Here is a 19,075-nt window from a genome sequence, read left to right as displayed (position 1 = left end):
ATTGATAGCGGCTTTAACCACATCACCGTACTGCTTGACGAAGCCGTCGAGGCTCTCGCCGTACGTCCTGATGGCTGCTATCTGGACGGTACGTTCGGACGCGGCGGGCACAGCCGGTTGATTCTCAGCAAGCTCGGCCCCGATGGCCGGCTCATCGGATTCGACAAGGATCCTCAAGCGATTGCCACCGGGCAAACGCTAGCGGCCGAAGACGGCCGCTTTGTCGTTGTGCAGCGCAGCTTTGCCGAGCTCGGCTCGGTGGTTGCCGAGCAGGGTCTGGCCGGCAAGGTCAGCGGCATTCTGCTCGACCTCGGCGTGTCTTCGCCTCAGCTCGATGATGCCGAGCGCGGCTTCAGTTTCCTCAACGATGGCCCGCTGGACATGCGCATGGATCCGTCCCGCGGCATCAGCGCAGCCGAGTTCGTCAACACCGCGCCTGTGGAAGAAATCGCCCGGGTGTTCAAGGAATATGGCGAAGAGCGTTTCTCCGGCCGCATGGCTCGAGCCGTGGCCGAACGCCGTGACATCACGCCGTTCGAGCGCACCGCCGATCTGGCCGAAGTGCTGAAAGTCGCCAACCCTGCATGGGAAAAGGGCAAGAACCCGGCAACCCGTGCATTCCAGGGCCTGCGCATTCACGTCAACAACGAACTGGGCGATCTGGAGGCGGGCCTCGAAGCCGCTTTGGAATCGCTGGAAATCGGTGGCCGTCTGGTCGTGATCAGCTTCCATTCGCTGGAAGACCGTATCGTCAAACTGTTCATGCGCAAGCTGGTGAAAGGCGAAGCCGACAACCTGCCGCGCAACCTGCCGGTTCGCCACGTTGCGTTCGAACCGAAAATCAAAGTCCATGGCAAAGCGCAGACGGCCTCCGACGCCGAACTCAAAGCCAACCCACGCTCCCGTAGCGCCGTCATGCGCGTCGCGGAGAAGCTGCGGTGAGCAAGCTTTTCGCCAAGCCACTGCCTGGCGGCAGCTTTTTCATGCTGCTGCTGTTCATCGGCGTGCTCGTGTCGGCCATCGGCGTGTCTTACAGCGCGCACTGGAACCGGCAGTTGCTGAACACCCTGTACAACGAACTGAGCGTGCGCGACAAGGCGCAGGCCGAGTGGGGGCGCCTGATCCTGGAGCAAAGCACCTGGACCGCCCACAGCCGAATCGAAGTGCTGGCCACCGAACAACTGAAGATGCACATCCCTGGCGCAGCTGATGTGAAGATGGTGGCGCCATGATGAAACTCGAAGGGGCACTCTTCCCGTGGCGCTTCCGTCTGTTGGTGGGTTTGCTTGGCGTGATGGTGGCCGCGATCTGCTGGCGCATCATTGACCTGCAAGTGGTCGACCGTGACTTCCTCAAGGGGCAGGGCGATGCGCGCAGCGTTCGTCACATTCCGATTCCGGCGCACCGTGGCCTGATCACCGACCGCAACGGCGAGCCTCTGGCCGTGAGTACCCCGGTGACCACGCTGTGGGCCAACGCCAAGGAAATGCAGACGGCCAAAGAGAAGTGGCCGGCACTGGCGGCGGCGCTGGGGCAGGATCCGAAAGCCCTGGCCGAACGCCTCGAAGCCCAGGCCAACAAAGAATTCATTTATCTGGTGCGCGGGCTGACCCCCGAGCAGGGCCAGGCCGTGCTCGATCTGAAAGTCCCAGGCGTTTACGGCATCGAAGAATTCCGCCGGTTCTATCCGGCCGGTGAAGTCACCGCGCACATGGTCGGGTTCACCGACATCGATGATCACGGTCGTGAAGGCGTCGAACTGGCCTACGACGAATGGCTGGCCGGTGTACCCGGCAAGCGGCAAGTCATCAAGGATCGGCGCGGACGGCTGATCAAGGATGTCCAGGTCACCAAAAACGCCAAGGCCGGCAAGCCCTTGGCGTTGTCGATTGACCTGCGCCTGCAATACCTGGCCAACCGCGAGCTGCGTAACGCGATCATCGAGAACGGCGCCAAGGCTGGCAGCCTGGTGATCATGGACGTGAAGACCGGCGAGATCCTCGCTATGGTCAACCAGCCGACCTACAACCCGAACAACCGTCGCAACCTGCAACCGGCGATGATGCGTAACCGCGCGATGATCGACGTGTTCGAGCCGGGCTCGACCATGAAAGCGATCTCGATGAGCGCCGCGATCGAAACCGGCCGCTGGAAACCGAGCGACACCGTCGAGGTGTATCCGGGCTCCCTGCAGATCGGCAAATACACGATCAAGGACGTATCGAAGACCGAAGGTCCGGTACTCGACCTGACCGGCATTCTGATCAATTCCAGTAACGTCGGCATGAGTAAGGTCGCGTTCGATATCGGCGGCGAAACCATTTTCCGTCTCGCGCAGAAAGTCGGCCTCGGCCAGGACACTGGCCTCGGTTTCCCGGGCGAACGTGTCGGCAACCTGCCGAACTACCGCGAGTGGCGTAAAGCCGAAACCGCAACGCTGTCCTACGGCTACGGTATTTCGGTGACCGCGATTCAACTGGTGCACGCGTTCTCGGCGCTAGCCAACAACGGTCGCCTCGCGCCGCTGACCCTGATCAAAACCGACAAGGCGCCGCAGACCACTCAGGTACTGCCGGAGGCCGTCGCGAAAACCATGCAAGGCATGCTGCAACAAGTGATCGAGGCGCCGCGCGGTGTGTTCCGTGCGCAGGTGCCGGCGTATCACGTGGCGGGCAAGTCGGGTACTGCGCGCAAGACGTCGGTGGGCACCAAGGGCTACGCCGAAAACTCGTACCGCTCGCTGTTCGCCGGTTTCGGCCCGATGAGCGATCCGCGTTACGCCATCGTCGTGGTGATCGATGAACCGAGCAAGGCCGGTTACTTCGGTGGTCTGGTTTCGGCGCCGGTGTTCAGCCGTGTGATGTCCGGCACCCTGCGTCTGATGAACGTGACCCCGGACAACCTGCCGACAACACAACAGGCCAATGCCACCCCGGCCGTTCCGCTGAAAGCCAATGGAGGGCGCGGCTGATGTCTCTTAGTCTGAACAAGATTTTCCCCCACGCCGGCCACGATCTGTTGATCCGTGAACTGGCGCTCGACAGCCGTAACGTGCGCGCGGGCGATCTGTTCCTCGCGGTGCCGGGCGGCAAGTTCGACGGTCGTGCGCACATTGCTGATGCGCTCACCCGTGGTGCGGCCGCCGTGGCTTATGAAGTGGAAGGCGCCACCGTACTGCCGATCACTGACGTGCCGTTGATTCCGGTCAAAGGCCTGGCCGCGCAGCTGTCGGATATCGCCGGCCGTTTTTACGGTGAGCCAAGTCATCACCTGAATCTGGTGGGCGTGACCGGCACTAACGGCAAAACCAGCGTGACTCAACTGGTTGCCCAGGCGCTGGACCTGCTCGGCCAGCATTGCGGCATCGTCGGCACCCTCGGCTCCGGTTTCTACGGCGCGCTGCAAAGCGGCCTGCACACCACGCCGAATCCGATCGCCATGCAAGCGACTCTGGGCGACCTGAAAAAGGCCGGCGCCAAAGCCGTGGCCATGGAAGTCTCGTCCCATGGTCTGGATCAGGGCCGAGTCACCTCGCTGGCGTTCGACGTCGCGGTGATGACCAACCTGTCCCGCGATCACCTCGATTATCACGGCACCATGGAGGCCTACGCCGAAGCGAAGGCCAAGCTGTTCGCATGGAATGATCTGAAGTGCCGAGTGGTCAATCTGGACGACGATTTCGGTCGGCAACTGGCTGCTGAAAAACGTGAGTCGCGCCTGATCACTTATAGCCTGCTCGACAACAGCGCCTATCTTTATGTCCGCGAAGCGCAGTTCGACGACCACGGCGTGCGCGCCACGCTGGTCACGCCGCAGGGCGAACATCATCTGCGCAGCACATTGCTGGGCCGTTTCAACCTGAGCAACGTATTGGCCGCAGTCGGTGCCTTGCTTGGCCTGGATTACGCCCTCGACGAAATCCTCAAGGTGCTGCCGAAACTCGAAGGCCCGGCCGGACGCATGCAGCGTCTCGGCGGTGGCACCCAGCCACTGGTGGTGGTCGATTACGCCCACACGCCGGATGCGCTGGAAAAAGTCCTGACTGCGCTGCGTCCACACGTCAAAGGCCAGTTGCTGTGCCTGTTCGGCTGTGGCGGTGACCGTGATCGCGGCAAGCGCCCGTTGATGGCCGAAGTGGTCGAGCGTCTGGCCGACCGCGTGCTGGTCACCGATGACAATCCGCGTACCGAAGATCCAGCGGTGATCTTCGATGACATCCGTGCCGGTTTTGCGGCTGTGGATAACGTGTCGTTCGTGGCCGGCCGTGGCCAGGCCATTGCGCAACTGATCGCCAGCGCCTCGGCGGATGACGTGGTGGTCCTGGCCGGCAAGGGTCACGAGGACTATCAGGAAATCAACGGCGAGCGCCATGCATTCTCCGATCTGGTCGAGGCTGATCACGCCCTGACCGCGTGGGAGGTGGCCCATGCTTAAGGCCCTGAAACTCAGCGAACTGACCAATGCACTCGACGCACGGCTGATCAGCGCGGACGCCATTTTTGACGGCGTGAGCATCGACAGCCGCGCCATCAAGGCAGGCCAACTGTTTATTGCCCTGACTGGCCCGCGTTTCGACGGTCATGACTATCTGAACGACGTCGCCGGCAAAGGCGCGGTCGCGGCGCTGGTGGAGCGTGAAGTCGCCGACAGCACGTTGCCGCAATTGCTGGTCAAGGACACCCGTCAGGCCCTTGGCCAGTTGGGTGCATTGAACCGTGCCGCGTTCACCCAACCGGTTGTGGCTGTCACCGGTTCCAGCGGCAAGACCACGGTCAAGGAAATGCTCGCGAGCATTCTGCGCACGCGCGGTCCGGTCTTGGCGACCCGTGGCAACTTGAACAACGATCTTGGCGCACCGCTGACCCTGCTCGAATTGGCCCCGGAACATACTTCGGCCGTGATCGAACTGGGCGCCTCACGCCTCGGTGAAATCGCTTACACCGTCGGGCTGACCAAACCGCATGTCGCGATCTTGAACAATGCCGGCACCGCTCACGTCGGTGAGTTCGGTGGTCCGGAGAAAATCGTCGAAGCCAAAGGGGAAATCATCGACGGTCTGGCGGCCGATGGTATCGCCGTACTGAACCTCGATGACAAGGCGTTCGGTATCTGGAAGACCCGCGCTGCCGGTCGCAAGGTGCTGACCTTTGCCCTGAGCAACACCCAGGCAGATTTCCACGCCAGCGATCTGGCCACCGATGCCCGTGGCTGCCCGGCGTTCAACCTGCACAGCCCTGAAGGTGTGGAACGGGTTCAACTGAACCTGCTCGGCACCCATAACGTCGCCAATGCCCTGGCCGCTGCCGCTGCCGCTCACGCCTTGGGCGTGTCGCTGTTCGGCATCGCCACCGGGCTTGGCGCGGTACAACCGGTCAAGGGTCGCACCGTCGCGCAGCTGGCGAAAAACGGCATGCGCGTGATCGATGACACTTACAACGCGAACCCCACCTCGATGTGCGCGGCCGTTGATATACTCGCCGGCTTTTCCGGCCGCACCGTTCTGGTGCTCGGGGATATCGGCGAGTTGGGCGACTGGGCGGAGCAGGGGCACCGCGACGTGGGCGAATACGCCCGGGGCAAGGTTTCCGCGCTTTACGCCGTTGGGCCGAACATGGTCCACGCCGTGAACGCATTCGGTAACGAGGCGCATCACTTCGGCACACAGGCCGAACTGATCCAGGCCCTCGGTGCCGAGCAGGACAAAAACACCACCATTTTGATCAAGGGTTCGCGCAGCGCAGCGATGGAAAACATCGTTGCGGCCCTGTGCGGGTCCAGTCTGGAGAAACATTAATGCTGCTGCTGCTAGCGGAGTATCTGCAACAGTTCTACAAAGGCTTCGCGGTCTTCCAGTACCTGACCCTGCGCGGGATCCTCGGTGTGCTGACTGCGCTGGTCCTGTCGCTGTGCTATGGCCCGTGGATGATCCGCACCCTGCAGAACCGTCAGATCGGCCAATCGGTTCGTAACGATGGTCCGCAATCGCACCTGTCCAAATCCGGTACGCCGACCATGGGTGGCGCGCTGATTCTGTCTTCGATCGGCGTCAGCACTCTGCTGTGGGCTGACCTGAGCAATCGTTATGTCTGGACCGTTCTGCTGGTGACCCTGCTGTTCGGTGCCATCGGCTGGGTCGACGATTATCGCAAGGTGATCGAGAAGAACTCCCGTGGCTTGCCGAGCCGCTGGAAGTATTTCTGGCAGTCGGTGTTCGGCCTCGGCGCGGCGATCTTCCTTTATATGACCGCTGCCACTCCGGTGGAAACCACCCTGATCCTGCCGATGCTCAAGGACTACAGCATTCCGCTGGGCGCCGGCTTCATCGTGCTGACGTACTTCGTGATCGTCGGTTCGAGCAACGCGGTCAACCTCACCGACGGCCTCGACGGTCTGGCGATCATGCCGACGGTGATGGTCGGCGGCGGTCTGGGCATCTTCTGCTACCTGTCGGGTAACGTGAAATTCGCTGAATACCTGTTGATCCCGTACGTACCGGGCGCCGGTGAACTGATCGTGTTCTGCGGCGCGCTGATCGGTGCCGGCCTGGGCTTCCTGTGGTTCAACACCTATCCGGCACAAGTCTTCATGGGTGACGTCGGCGCACTGGCGCTGGGCGCAGCCCTGGGCACCATCGCGGTGATCGTCCGTCAGGAAATCGTCCTGTTCATCATGGGCGGCGTGTTCGTGATGGAAACCCTGTCAGTCGTGATTCAGGTTGCCTCCTTTAAACTGACCGGTCGCCGTGTGTTCCGCATGGCTCCGATACACCACCACTTTGAACTCAAGGGCTGGCCCGAGCCGCGCGTGATCGTCCGTTTCTGGATCATCACCGTGATTCTCGTGCTGATCGGCCTTGCCACCCTGAAGCTGAGGTAGAACGAGTGTCTCTGATCGCTTCTGACCACTTCCGCATCGTTGTCGGCCTCGGCAAGAGCGGCATGTCCCTGGTTCGCTTCCTGGCGAACCGGGGCGTGGCGTTTGCGGTGGCCGACACGCGGGAAAATCCACCGGAACTGGCCACGCTCCAGCGTGACTATCCGCACGTGGAAGTGCGTTGTGGCGAGCTGGACGTCGAGTTCCTGTGCCGTGCCGACGAGCTCTACGTGAGCCCTGGCCTGGCGCTGGCGACCCCGGCCCTGCAAGCTGCTGCGGCCCGTGGCGTGAAGTTGTCCGGCGACATCGAGCTGTTCGCGCGTAACGCGAAGGCGCCGATCGTGGCCATCAGCGGTTCCAACGCGAAAAGCACCGTCACCACGCTGGTTGGCGAGATGGCGGCTGCCGCCGGCAAACGTGTTGCAGTCGGTGGCAACCTCGGTACACCGGCGCTGGATCTGCTCAGCGATGACGTCGAGCTGTACGTGATGGAGCTGTCGAGCTTCCAGCTGGAAACCACCGATCAGCTCAACGCTGAAGTGGCGACCGTGCTCAACATCAGCGAAGACCACATGGACCGCTACAGCGGTCTGCCGGCCTATCACCTGGCCAAGCACCGGATCTTCCGTGGCGCCAAGCAGTTCGTGGTCAACCGTCAGGATGCGTTGACCCGGCCGCTGATGGGCGAGGGCCAGCCGTGCTGGACCTTCGGCCTCACCAAACCCGATTTCAAGGCGTTCGGTCTGCGCGAAGAGAATGGCGAGAAGTACCTGGCCTTCGAATTCCAGAACCTGATGCCGGTGCGTGAATTGAAGATTCGCGGTGCCCACAACCAGTCCAATGCCCTGGCGGCGCTGGCGTTGGGGCATGCAGTCGGTCTGCCGTTCGACGCCATGCTCGCGGCCCTGCGCAACTTCGCTGGCCTCGAACATCGCTGCCAATGGGTGCGCGACCTCGACGGCGTCGGTTACTACAATGATTCCAAAGCCACCAACGTTGGCGCCGCACTGGCTGCCATCGAAGGCTTGGGCGCGGACATCGACGGCAAGGTCGTGCTGATCGCCGGTGGCGACGGCAAGGGTGCCGAATTCAAGGATTTGCGTGATCCGGCGGCGGCCCATTGCCGCGCCGTGATCCTGATGGGCCGCGACTCCGACAAGATCGGCGAAGCGATCGGCGATGCCGTGCCGCTGATTCGCGCCACTTCGTTGATCGACGCGGTCGAACAATGCCGCGCCGCCGCGCAACCGGGTGACGTGGTGCTGCTGTCGCCGGCCTGCGCCAGTTTCGACATGTTCAAGAATTACGAAGACCGTGGTCACCAGTTCGTCCGCGCCGTGGAGGAACTGGCATGAGCCTGAGAAACATCATCAAGCCGTATCCGTCCCCGATCATCACCGGGCGCGGGATCGACCTCGACTTCCCGATGCTCGCCGGTTGCCTGGCGCTGCTCGGTCTGGGTCTGATCATGATCGCCTCGGCATCGACCGAAGTCGGTGCGGTGCAGTCGGGCAGTGCTCTGTATTACATGACCCGTCACCTGATCTACGTGGTGCTGGGCCTGGGCGCGTGCATCGTCACGATGATGATTCCGATCGCCACCTGGCAGCGGCTGGGCTGGCTGATGTTGATTGGTGCGTTCGGCCTGTTGGTGATGGTGATCGTCCCGGGGATCGGCCGTGAAGTGAACGGTTCGATGCGCTGGATCGGTTTCAGCTTCTTCAACGTTCAGCCGTCCGAGATCGCCAAGGTGTTCGTGGTGATTTACCTCGCCGGTTATCTGGTGCGTCGTCAGAAGGAAGTGCGCGAGAGCTGGATGGGCTTCTTCAAGCCGTTCATCGTGTTGCTGCCTATGGCCGGCCTGTTGCTGATGGAGCCGGACTTCGGTGCCACCGTCGTAATGATGGGCGCTGCGGCGGCGATGCTGTTCCTCGGCGGGGTCGGACTGTTCCGGTTCTCGCTGATGGTGGTGCTGGCGGTGGCGGCGGTGGTGTTGCTGATTCAGATGCAACCGTACCGGATGGCGCGTCTGACCAACTTCGCCGACCCGTGGGCCGACCAGTTCGGCGCCGGTTATCAATTGTCGCAAGCGTTGATCGCGTTCGGTCGCGGCGAGTGGCTGGGCGTTGGCCTGGGTAACAGTGTGCAGAAGCAGTTCTACCTGCCGGAAGCCCACACCGACTTCGTGTTCTCGGTACTGGCTGAAGAGCTGGGCGCGGTGGGTTCGCTGTGCACCGTGGCGCTGTTCGTGTTCGTGTGTATTCGCGGCATGTACATCGGCCTGTGGGCCGAGAAAGCCAAACAGTTTTTTGCCGCTTATGTTGCCTACGGCCTGTCGTTCCTGTGGATCGGTCAGTTCCTGATCAACATCGGCGTGAACGTCGGCCTGCTGCCGACCAAGGGCCTGACCTTGCCGTTCCTCAGTTATGGCGGCAGTTCCCTGGTGATCTGCTGTGCCTGCCTTGGCTTGTTGCTGAGGATCGAGTGGGAGAGTCGGACCCACCTGGGCAGTGAAGAGATGGAATTCCATGAGAGCGACTTCGCGGAGGAGCCGAATCATGGGCGCTAACGTATTGATCATGGCCGGCGGTACCGGTGGCCACGTGTTCCCGGCACTGTCCTGTGCCCGTGAATTCCAGGCGCGCGGCTACACCGTGCACTGGCTCGGCACGCCACGCGGGATCGAGAACGATCTGGTGCCGGCCGCCGGCCTCGAATTGCACCGCATCAACGCCAGCGGCCTGCGCGGCAAGGGCAAGCTATCGCTGCTCAAGGCGCCGTTCATGCTGCTGAAATCGGTATGGCAGGCGCGGGCGATCATTCGCCGGTTGCGTCCGGTGTGTGTGGTCGGTTTCGGTGGTTACGTGACCGGGCCTGGTGGCATCGCCGCCAAACTGGCCGGTGTGCCGGTGATCGTTCACGAGCAGAACGCCGTGGCCGGCACCGCCAATCGGTTGCTGGTGCCGTTCGCCGCCCGGGTGTGTGAAGCCTTCCCCGACACCTTTACCCTGTCGGACAGCCGCCGTACCACCGGTAACCCGGTGCGCAGCGAGCTGTTCCTCGAAACACCGCGTGCGGCACTGGCCGGACGCAAGGCGCGTTTGCTGATCCTGGGCGGAAGCCTGGGCGCAGAACCGTTGAACAAGTTGCTGCCTGAAGCCCTGGCCCAAGTCGCTGCCAAATTGCGCCCGGAAGTGTTTCATCAGGCCGGCAAAAATCACGATGAAGTGACTGCAGAGCGCTACCGCGCCGCTGGCGTGGACGCGCAGGTGCAGCCCTTCATCAAAGACATGGCCCAGGCCTATGGCTGGGCTGATCTGGTGGTGTGCCGCGCAGGCGCATTGACCGTCAGTGAGCTGGCTGCCGCCGGTCTGCCCTCGATGCTGGTGCCCTTGCCCCACGCGATCGACGATCACCAGACCCGCAACGCCGATTATTTGGCCCGCGAAGGCGCTGCCTTCCTGATGCCGCAAAGAACGACTGGTGCCGCGGACCTTGCCGCGCGCCTGACAGAGGTCTTGATGCAACCGCAACGACTCGAAGAAATGGCCCAAGCGGCCCGCCGTCTGGCAAAACCCGAAGCCACCCGCAGCGTGGTCGATACCTGTCTGGAGGTGGCCCATGGTTGAGAATCAGAAAGCCATGCCGCAACCGGAAATGCGCCGCATCCGTCGCATCCACTTCGTCGGAATCGGCGGCGTGGGCATGTGCGGCATTGCCGAAGTGTTGCTGAACCTTGGTTACGCCGTGTCCGGTTCCGACCTCAAGGCTTCGCCGGTCACTGAGCGTCTGGAATCCTTCGGTGCACAGATCTTCATCGGCCACCGTGCCGAGAACGCCGCTGCTGCCGATGTGCTGGTGGTGTCGAGCGCCGTGAATACTTCCAACCCGGAAGTCGCGAATGCGCTGGAGCGCCGTATCCCGGTGGTGCCGCGTGCCGAGATGCTCGCCGAGCTGATGCGCTACCGCCACGGCATTGCCGTCGCCGGTACGCACGGCAAAACCACCACCACCAGCCTGATCGCTTCGGTGTTCGCGGCCGGTGGTCTGGATCCGACGTTCGTCATCGGTGGCCGCCTTAACGCCGCGGGCACCAATGCCCAACTCGGCACCAGTCGCTACCTGATCGCCGAGGCCGACGAGAGCGACGCCAGTTTCCTGCACCTGCAACCGCTGGTGGCCGTGGTCACCAACATCGACGCCGACCACATGGCGACCTACGACGGTGACTTCAACAAACTGAAGAAAACCTTCGTCGAGTTCCTGCATAACCTGCCGTTCTACGGTTTGGCGGTGATGTGCCTGGACGATCCGGTGGTGCGTGAAATCCTGCCGTTGGTGAAACGTCCGACCGTGACCTACGGCTTCAGCGAAGACGCCGACGTGCGCGCCATCAATGTGCGCCAGCAAGGCATGCAGACGTTCTTCACCGTGCTGCGCCCTGATCGCGAGCCGCTGGATGTGTCCGTGAACATGCCCGGCAACCATAACGTGCTCAATTCCCTGGCGACCATCTGCATCGCTACTGACGAAGGCGTCAGTGATGAAGCTATCGTTCAGGGCCTGTCCGGGTTCCAGGGTGTCGGCCGACGCTTCCAGGTCTATGGCGAACTGCCGGTGGACGGCGGCAGTGTGATGCTGGTCGACGACTATGGTCACCACCCGACCGAAGTCGCAGCCGTGATCAAAGCCGTGCGCGGTGGCTGGCCTGAGCGCCGTCTGGTGATGGTCTACCAGCCGCACCGCTACAGCCGCACCCGCGACCTGTACGACGATTTCGTCAATGTACTGGCCGACGCCAACGTGCTGCTGCTGATGGAAGTCTATCCGGCCGGCGAAGAGCCGATTCCGGGTGCCGACAGCCGCAAGCTGTGCAACAGCATCCGTCAGCGCGGTCAGCTGGACCCGATCTACATCGAGCGCGGTGTCGATCTGGCGCCGCTGGTCAAGCCGCTGCTGCGTGCCGGCGACATTCTGCTGTGCCAGGGCGCCGGTGACATCGGCGGTCTCGCACCGAAACTGTTGAAAAGCGAGTTGTTCGCCGGTGCCGTGGCGGCGCCGGTCGAGGGGAAGTTGAAATGACTGCTGCCTACGCCAATCTGTTCTCCACTATTGCCCCGAAAGACTTCGGCCGCGTGGCCGTGCTGTTCGGTGGCTTGAGTGCCGAGCGTGAAGTTTCGCTGAAGTCCGGCAACGCCGTGCTCACTGCGCTGCAAAGCGCCGGTGTGGACGCGTTCGGGATCGACGTCGGCGCCGACATTCTGCAGCGTCTGTTGAGCGAAAAGATCGACCGCGCGTTCATCATTCTCCACGGTCGTGGCGGTGAAGACGGCAGCATGCAGGGCCTGCTCGAAGTGGCCGGCATTCCGTATACCGGTAGCGGCATCCTGGCTTCGGCGCTGGCGATGGACAAACTGCGCACCAAGCAGGTCTGGCACACGCTGGGGATTCCGACGCCGCGTCACGCCGTACTGCGCACCGAGGCGGATTGTATTTCGGCAGCGACGGAACTGGGCTTCCCTTTGATCGTCAAACCGGCGCATGAAGGTTCAAGTATCGGGATGGCCAAAGTGAGTTCTGCGTCCGAGTTGATCGACGCATGGAAAGCGGCCAGTACCTACGATTCGCAAGTGTTGGTCGAGCAATGGATCCACGGTCCGGAGTTCACCATCGCCACCCTGCGTGACCAGGTGTTGCCTCCTATCGCCCTGGGTACGCCACACACGTTCTACGACTACGACGCCAAGTACATCGCCAACGATACCCAGTATCGGATTCCGTGCGGGCTCGATGCCGCCAAGGAAAAAGAACTCATGGACCTCACGGCGCAAGCCTGCGAGGCGCTGGGCATTGGTGGTTGGGGTCGGGCGGACGTGATGCAGGACGCCGACGGCAAATTCTGGTTCCTGGAAGTCAACACCGCTCCCGGCATGACCGATCACAGCCTGGTACCGATGGCGGCGAAAGCGGCCGGTCTGGATTTCCAGCAACTGGTCCTGGCCATTCTGGCCGCCAGTGTCGATGCCGATGGCAAGAAAGAGGCGCGAGGTTAAGACCATGCAAGGCGCACAGCTCAGACATCAGCCACCCGCTCCCGGCCGCAAGCCGGTGCCGCGGGGTGCCAGCCGAATGGTGGCCAAAGAGCCGATGTCCGCGCGCCTGCCCAAAGCCAATTTCGGCTTTCTGAAAAGCCTCTTCTGGCCGGTGCTTTTGGTGGTGCTCGGGTTCGGTACCTATGAAGGCGCGCAGCGTTTGTTGCCGTATGCCGACCGGCCGATCACCAAGATCGCGGTACAAGGCGACCTGAGCTACATCAGCCAGCAAGCGGTGCAGCAGCGAATCGCCCCGTACGTGGCGTCGAGCTTCTTCACCATCGACCTGGCGAGCATGCGCACCGAGCTGGAACAGATGCCGTGGATCGCTCACGCCGAAGTCCGTCGGGTGTGGCCGGACCAGGTGGTGATCCGCCTCGAAGAGCAACTGCCCGTGGCCCGTTGGGGCGACGAGTCGCTGCTCAACAACCAGGGCCAGGCGTTCACGCCCAAGGAACTGGCGAACTACGAACACCTGCCACAGCTGTTCGGCCCGCAGCGGGCCCAGCAGCAAGTGATGCAGCAGTATCAGGTACTGAGCCAGATGCTCAGGCCAATGGGCTTCTCGATTGCGCGCCTCGAGCTGCGTGAACGTGGCAGCTGGTTCCTGACCACCGGTGCCGGCAGTTCCGGCCCCGGCATCGAGTTGCTGCTGGGACGCGGCAACCTGGTGGAAAAGATGCGCCGCTTCATTGCCATCTATGACAAGACGCTTAAAGACCAGATTACGAACATTGCGCGCATCGATCTGCGCTATGCCAACGGCCTCGCTGTTGGCTGGCGGGAACCAGTAGCGCCGACGACAGCCCAACCCGCTGTCGCAAAGAATTAAGAAGAGGCAGGACCCATGGCAAACGTGCAAAGCGGCAAAATGATCGTCGGTCTCGATATCGGCACCTCCAAGGTGGTGGCGCTGGTCGGCGAGGTTGCGGACGACGGCACGCTGGAAATCGTCGGGATCGGCACTCATCCGTCCCGCGGCCTGAAGAAAGGCGTGGTGGTGAACATCGAGTCCACCGTGCAATCGATCCAGCGCGCGATCGAAGAAGCCCAACTGATGGCGGGCTGCCGCATTCACTCGGCGTTCGTCGGCGTGGCGGGCAATCATATCCGCAGCCTGAACTCCCACGGCATCGTGGCGATTCGTGATCGCGAAGTCAGCTCGGCTGACCTTGAGCGCGTACTCGACGCTGCCCAGGCTGTGGCGATCCCGGCTGACCAGCGGGTGCTGCACACCTTGCCGCAGGACTACGTGATCGATAACCAGGAAGGCGTTCGTGAGCCGCTGGGCATGTCCGGTGTGCGTCTGGAAGCCAAGGTTCACGTGGTCACCTGCGCCGTCAACGCCGCACAGAACATTGAAAAATGCGTGCGTCGCTGCGGTCTGGAAATCGACGACATCATTCTCGAACAACTGGCTTCGGCCTACTCGGTGCTGACCGACGACGAAAAAGAGCTGGGCGTGTGCCTGGTCGACATCGGCGGCGGTACCACCGACATCGCGATCTTCACCGAAGGCGCCATCCGCCACACGGCCGTGATCCCGATTGCCGGCGACCAGGTGACCAACGACATCGCCATGGCGTTGCGCACCCCGACCCAGTACGCCGAAGAGATCAAGATCCGCTACGCCTGCGCCCTGGCCAAGCTGGCCGGCGCCGGCGAAACCATCAAGGTGCCGAGCGTCGGCGACCGTCCGCCGCGCGAGCTGTCCCGTCAGGCCCTGGCCGAAGTGGTCGAGCCGCGTTACGACGAGCTGTTCACCCTGATCCAGGCCGAGCTGCGTCGCAGCGGCTACGAAGACCTGATCCCGGCCGGCATCGTGCTGACCGGCGGTACGTCGAAAATGGAAGGCGCCACCGAACTGGCCGAAGAAATCTTCCACATGCCGGTCCGCCTGGGCGTGCCCCATGGCGTGAAAGGTCTGGATGACGTGGTGCGTAACCCGATTTATTCCACTGGCGTTGGCTTGTTGATGTACGGCCTGCAAAAGCAGTCCGACGGGATCTCGTTCTCGGGCATCGGCAGCCGCGACAGCTACAGCAACGATGAGCCACAGGCGCCGTTGCTGGACCGATTGAAGAAGTGGGTTCAAGGCAACTTCTAAAGCTTTACCGCAACACCGCAACAAAATGCAGTAGGCGAAAAAACTAGAGAATGTAAGGAGAGGGAAAATGTTCGAACTCGTAGACAACATCCCCGCAAGCCCGGTAATCAAAGTTATCGGTGTTGGCGGTGGCGGCGGCAACGCTGTCAACCACATGGTCAAGAGCAACATCGAAGGCGTCGAGTTCATCTGCGCCAACACCGATGCTCAAGCGCTGAAAAACATCGGCGCGCGCACCATTCTGCAACTGGGCACTGGCGTGACCAAAGGCCTTGGCGCCGGCGCCAACCCGGAAGTCGGCCGTCAGGCTGCGCTGGAAGATCGCGAGCGCATCGCTGAAGTGCTGGCCGGCACCAATATGGTGTTCATTACCACTGGCATGGGCGGCGGTACCGGTACCGGTGCTGCGCCGATCATCGCCGAAGTGGCCAAGGAAATGGGCATCCTGACCGTTGCTGTCGTAACGCGTCCGTTCCCGTTCGAAGGCCGCAAGCGTATGCAGATCGCCGACGAAGGCATCCGCATGCTCTCCGAAAGCGTCGACTCGTTGATCACCATCCCTAACGAGAAGCTGCTGACCATCCTCGGTAAAGACGCAAGCCTGCTGTCGGCTTTCGCCAAGGCTGACGATGTACTGGCCGGTGCCGTTCGCGGTATCTCCGACATCATCAAGCGTCCGGGCATGATCAACGTCGACTTCGCCGACGTGCGTACCGTGATGAGCGAAATGGGCATGGCAATGATGGGCACTGGCTGCGCCAGCGGTCCGAACCGTGCACGTGAAGCAACCGAAGCGGCCATCCGCAACCCGCTGCTGGAAGACGTGAACCTGCAAGGTGCACGCGGCATCCTGGTGAACATCACCGCCGGTCCTGACCTGTCCCTGGGTGAGTACTCCGACGTGGGTTCGATCATCGAAGCCTTCGCCTCCGAGCACGCAATGGTCAAGGTCGGTACTGTTATCGATCCGGACATGCGCGACGAACTGCACGTCACCGTGGTTGCCACCGGTCTGGGCGCGAAAATCGAGAAGCCTGTGAAGGTCATCGACAACACCGTTCACACCTCCATGGCTGCCGCTCAGGTGCAACAACCGGCTCCCGCTCGTCAGGAAGCGCCAGCGGTGAACTACCGTGACCTGGACCGTCCGACCGTCATGCGCAACCAGGCTCAGGCCGGTGCTGCGACTGCCGCGAAGATGAATCCGCAAGATGACCTGGACTACCTGGACATCCCGGCTTTCCTGCGTCGTCAGGCTGATTGATGGAATGTATCAGGGCTATGAAGGTGATTGGTGTTCAGCAAAGGCATGGTCTGCTATCATCGCCAGCCTTTGTTGATACCAGTTCGCAATTTGCGCTGAAGCGGCCCAAGCCATGATTAAACAACGCACACTGAAAAATATTATCCGTGCCACAGGTGTAGGCCTGCACTCTGGGGAGAAGGTCTACCTGACCCTCAAGCCTGCGCCTGTCGACACTGGCATTGTGTTTTGTCGCGCTGACCTCGACCCTGTGGTGCAGATTCCTGCCCGCGCGGAAAACGTCGGTGAAACCACTATGTCGACGACGCTGATTAACGGCGACGTCAAAGTGGACACGGTAGAGCACTTGCTCTCGGCCATGGCTGGCCTGGGCATCGATAACGCCTACGTCGAGCTCTCCGCGTCCGAAGTCCCGATCATGGACGGTAGCGCAGGACCTTTCGTATTCCTGATTCAATCGGCAGGCCTGGAAGAACAGGACGCCGCCAAGAAATTCATCCGCATCCTGCGTGAAGTGACAGTGGAAGACGGCGACAAGCGCGCCACTTTCGTTCCTTTCGAAGGGTTCAAGGTGAGCTTCGAGATCGATTTCGATCACCCGGTTTTCCGGGACCGCACCCAAAGTGCAAGCGTGGATTTTTCCAGCACTTCGTTCGTAAAAGAAGTCAGCCGCGCCCGTACTTTCGGTTTCATGAGTGACATCGAGTACCTGCGCAAGCACAACCTCGCACTCGGCGGCAGCGTTGAAAACGCGATCGTGGTCGATGCCGATGGCGTACTGAACGAAGACGGTCTTCGCTATGAAGACGAATTCGTGAAGCACAAGATCCTCGATGCAATTGGCGACTTGTACCTGCTGGGCAATAGCCTGATTGGTGAGTTCAAGGGCTTCAAGTCCGGCCACGCACTGAACAACCAGCTGCTGCGCAAGTTGATTGAGCAGACAGATGCCTGGGAAGTCGTGACGTTCGAAGACGCCAGCACCGCACCAATCTCTTACATGCGCCCGGTTGCGGCGGTGTAAGTAAAAAACCTCTCTAGTTTTTTGAAGGCCACCTTAGGGTGGCCTTTTTTTATGCCTGCAGGTTTTGCATTGCCTGTACCGGCCTCATCGCTGGCAAGCCAGCTCCCACAGGCTCTCCAGTTATCCAAAGATCCTCAGTACACCGCAAAAACTCTGTGGGAGCTGGCTTGCCAGCGATGCGTCCGGAAAGGCCGCCTCCGTCAAGCCACGACGACTCGATTCCGCCCACCTTCCTTGGCCTGGTACAGCGCCTTGTCCGCTGCAAACATCAGCTGTTCCAGACTGATTTCGCTGGCCGCCGTCCAGGTGCTGATACCGATGCTCACCGTCATCGGCATTTCATCCCCCTCCAGACGCGGCAACTGTTCCACCGCTGCCCGCACATGCTCGGCAATCTGTTGCGCGCCGACGCTGTCGGTTTCGGCCAGGATCACCGAGAACTCTTCACCGCCATAACGCGCCACCAGATCCGCCGGGCGCCGCACATTGGCGGTAATCACCTTGGCCAGTTCGCGCAGTGCCTGATCCCCGGCCTGATGGCCATGCCGGTCGTTGAATGCCTTGAAGTGATCGGCATCGACCATCAGCACCGACAACGCCTTGCCCGAGCGCTGGGCACGAAACCATTCGTGTCGCAGCGCTTGATCAAGCATCCGCCGGTTGGCGACGCCGGTCAGGGCATCGGTGGCCGCCAGTTGCGCCAGTTCATGTTCGGCCCGTTGCCGCAGACGCAACTCTCGGGCCAGCAGCCAGGTCAGCCACAACAGGCCGAGGCAGAGCACCCCGGTGGCGCCACTGATCAGAATGGCCGTGCGTTTCCACGCCCCGAACACTTCCTCACTTGATAGCGCCACGATCACCCTCAGCGGCAGATTGCCCACCTGGGAGTAGGTGTACAGCCGTTGTTGATAATCCATGCTCGAGATGCTGTTGAAACTGCCATTGCCGCTGCGGTCGCGCAGGATTCGCACCACATTGGGCCGGTTGGCGAAACTCTTGCCGATCGAATCGCTTTGCAGATAGGGCTTCTGGGCCAGCAGGATGCCGTCGTTGTTGATGATGTTCAGCGTGCTGTCGACACCGATGTCGAGGCTGTTGAACAACTGGTCGAAGTAATCGAGCTTCATCGACGCCACCGCGACGCCCAGGAATTCACCGGTGTCCGAGGAAATCCGCCGACTGAAACTGATGCGCCACTGGTTGGCGTCGTCGCAGTCGCAGCGTGGCTTGAAAGGGCGGCTGATGAACATGCCGGTGTCGCGGTTGAAAGCGTGGGCGAGAAAGTAGTCGCGGTCGGCGAAATTGCCCGGCAGCGGTTCGACCCGCGAGGAATCGGCGATGACCTCCCCATGTTTGTCGAGCAGCAGGATGTCACCCTTGAAACGCGCCGTCGTCGAGCGGTCGAACAGCGCCAGGTGGCGGATCTGCGGCGACACGTTTTTCAGGTCGTCGCGCTGGGCGGCGGCGATCAGGCCTTGCAGGGTCAGGTCATACAGTTCGACGGTGCGCAGCACATCGGCATCGATCAGTTGGGCGATGGTGGTGGCACTGCGCGTGGCCGATTCCTGAGCATTGGCGTGCTCACGAATCAGCAGAAAAGTGACGATGCACACAATCGCGATGACGCTCAGCAGACTGCCGAGGATCAACAGCAACTCGGGGCGTCCGGTCTTGCCCGCAGCGGGTGGGGTACGGCTCGCGATCATGGTGGGTTA

At 61.7% G+C, this 19,075-nt stretch carries 16 protein-coding genes; 15 read left to right on the top strand and 1 reads right to left on the bottom strand.

The annotated features are described in order from the left end of the window. The 15 genes from rsmH to lpxC all read left to right on the top strand — a co-directional run bounded on the left by rsmH (nt 1) and on the right by lpxC (nt 17,360). Entirely contained in the window at nt 1-942 is a 942-nt protein-coding gene (rsmH, locus tag JJN09_RS28505; protein WP_249490865.1) for a 16S rRNA (cytosine(1402)-N(4))-methyltransferase RsmH, read from the top strand. Beyond that, the gene (ftsL, locus tag JJN09_RS28500; RefSeq protein WP_007956777.1) at nt 939-1,232 is read left to right on the top strand and encodes a cell division protein FtsL; all 294 of its coding nucleotides are present in this window, start codon (nt 939-941) and stop codon (nt 1,230-1,232) included. Before rsmH ends, ftsL begins: the two co-directional genes overlap by 4 nt. After that, nucleotides 1,232-2,971: a penicillin-binding protein 2 gene (locus tag JJN09_RS28495; RefSeq protein WP_173861365.1), complete on the top strand. Its 1,740-nt coding sequence runs from the start codon at nt 1,232-1,234 to the stop codon at nt 2,969-2,971. The genes ftsL and JJN09_RS28495 overlap by 1 nt, the downstream gene beginning before the upstream one ends. Beyond that, complete coding sequence (locus JJN09_RS28490) at nt 2,971-4,434, top strand: UDP-N-acetylmuramoyl-L-alanyl-D-glutamate--2,6-diaminopimelate ligase (protein WP_249484801.1); 1,464 nt, start codon at nt 2,971-2,973, stop codon at nt 4,432-4,434. The genes JJN09_RS28495 and JJN09_RS28490 overlap by 1 nt, the downstream gene beginning before the upstream one ends. Continuing rightward, complete coding sequence (gene murF, locus JJN09_RS28485) at nt 4,427-5,794, top strand: UDP-N-acetylmuramoyl-tripeptide--D-alanyl-D-alanine ligase (protein WP_249484798.1); 1,368 nt, start codon at nt 4,427-4,429, stop codon at nt 5,792-5,794. Before JJN09_RS28490 ends, murF begins: the two co-directional genes overlap by 8 nt. Further along, nucleotides 5,794-6,876 (top strand): phospho-N-acetylmuramoyl-pentapeptide-transferase, encoded by a 1,083-nt coding sequence (gene mraY, locus JJN09_RS28480; protein ID WP_096822832.1) that lies wholly within the window; start codon nt 5,794-5,796, stop codon nt 6,874-6,876. The genes murF and mraY overlap by 1 nt, the downstream gene beginning before the upstream one ends. A gap of 5 nt (nt 6,877-6,881) precedes the next feature. Continuing rightward, entirely contained in the window at nt 6,882-8,228 is a 1,347-nt protein-coding gene (gene murD / locus JJN09_RS28475) for a UDP-N-acetylmuramoyl-L-alanine--D-glutamate ligase (RefSeq protein WP_249484794.1), read from the top strand. Nucleotides 8,229-8,230: 2 nt separating this feature from the next. After that, complete coding sequence (ftsW, locus tag JJN09_RS28470) at nt 8,231-9,442, top strand: putative lipid II flippase FtsW (RefSeq protein ID WP_173861366.1); 1,212 nt, start codon at nt 8,231-8,233, stop codon at nt 9,440-9,442. Further along, complete coding sequence (gene murG, locus JJN09_RS28465) at nt 9,432-10,502, top strand: undecaprenyldiphospho-muramoylpentapeptide beta-N-acetylglucosaminyltransferase (protein ID WP_249484792.1); 1,071 nt, start codon at nt 9,432-9,434, stop codon at nt 10,500-10,502. The genes ftsW and murG overlap by 11 nt, the downstream gene beginning before the upstream one ends. Next, on the top strand, nt 10,495-11,955 hold the full coding sequence (gene murC, locus JJN09_RS28460) for a UDP-N-acetylmuramate--L-alanine ligase (RefSeq protein WP_249484790.1): 1,461 nt from the start codon (nt 10,495-10,497) through the stop codon (nt 11,953-11,955). Before murG ends, murC begins: the two co-directional genes overlap by 8 nt. Next, nucleotides 11,952-12,926: a D-alanine--D-alanine ligase gene (locus JJN09_RS28455; protein WP_249484788.1), complete on the top strand. Its 975-nt coding sequence runs from the start codon at nt 11,952-11,954 to the stop codon at nt 12,924-12,926. Before murC ends, JJN09_RS28455 begins: the two co-directional genes overlap by 4 nt. A 4-nt stretch (nt 12,927-12,930) precedes the next feature. Next, nucleotides 12,931-13,797: a cell division protein FtsQ/DivIB gene (locus JJN09_RS28450; RefSeq protein ID WP_096822827.1), complete on the top strand. Its 867-nt coding sequence runs from the start codon at nt 12,931-12,933 to the stop codon at nt 13,795-13,797. Nucleotides 13,798-13,812: 15 nt separating this feature from the next. Beyond that, entirely contained in the window at nt 13,813-15,072 is a 1,260-nt protein-coding gene (ftsA, locus tag JJN09_RS28445) for a cell division protein FtsA (RefSeq protein WP_003228014.1), read from the top strand. A 67-nt stretch (nt 15,073-15,139) separates the two neighbouring features. Next, complete coding sequence (ftsZ, locus tag JJN09_RS28440; protein WP_025109282.1) at nt 15,140-16,336, top strand: cell division protein FtsZ; 1,197 nt, start codon at nt 15,140-15,142, stop codon at nt 16,334-16,336. Between the two features lie 112 nt (nt 16,337-16,448). Further along, nucleotides 16,449-17,360, top strand: coding sequence for a UDP-3-O-acyl-N-acetylglucosamine deacetylase (gene lpxC, locus JJN09_RS28435; protein WP_007916984.1), 912 nt, complete (start codon nt 16,449-16,451; stop codon nt 17,358-17,360). Nucleotides 17,361-17,560: 200 nt separating this feature from the next. On the opposite strand, the gene JJN09_RS28430 is transcribed toward lpxC, so the two are convergent. Next, on the bottom strand, nt 17,561-19,066 hold the full coding sequence (locus tag JJN09_RS28430) for a sensor domain-containing diguanylate cyclase (protein WP_249484786.1): 1,506 nt from the start codon (nt 19,064-19,066) through the stop codon (nt 17,561-17,563). Between the last annotated feature and the right edge of the window lie 9 nt (nt 19,067-19,075).

This window comes from Pseudomonas sp. HS6 (genome assembly GCF_023375815.1).
Taxonomy (GTDB): domain Bacteria; phylum Pseudomonadota; class Gammaproteobacteria; order Pseudomonadales; family Pseudomonadaceae; genus Aquipseudomonas.
This window is presented reverse-complemented; position numbering and strand designations above follow the sequence as displayed.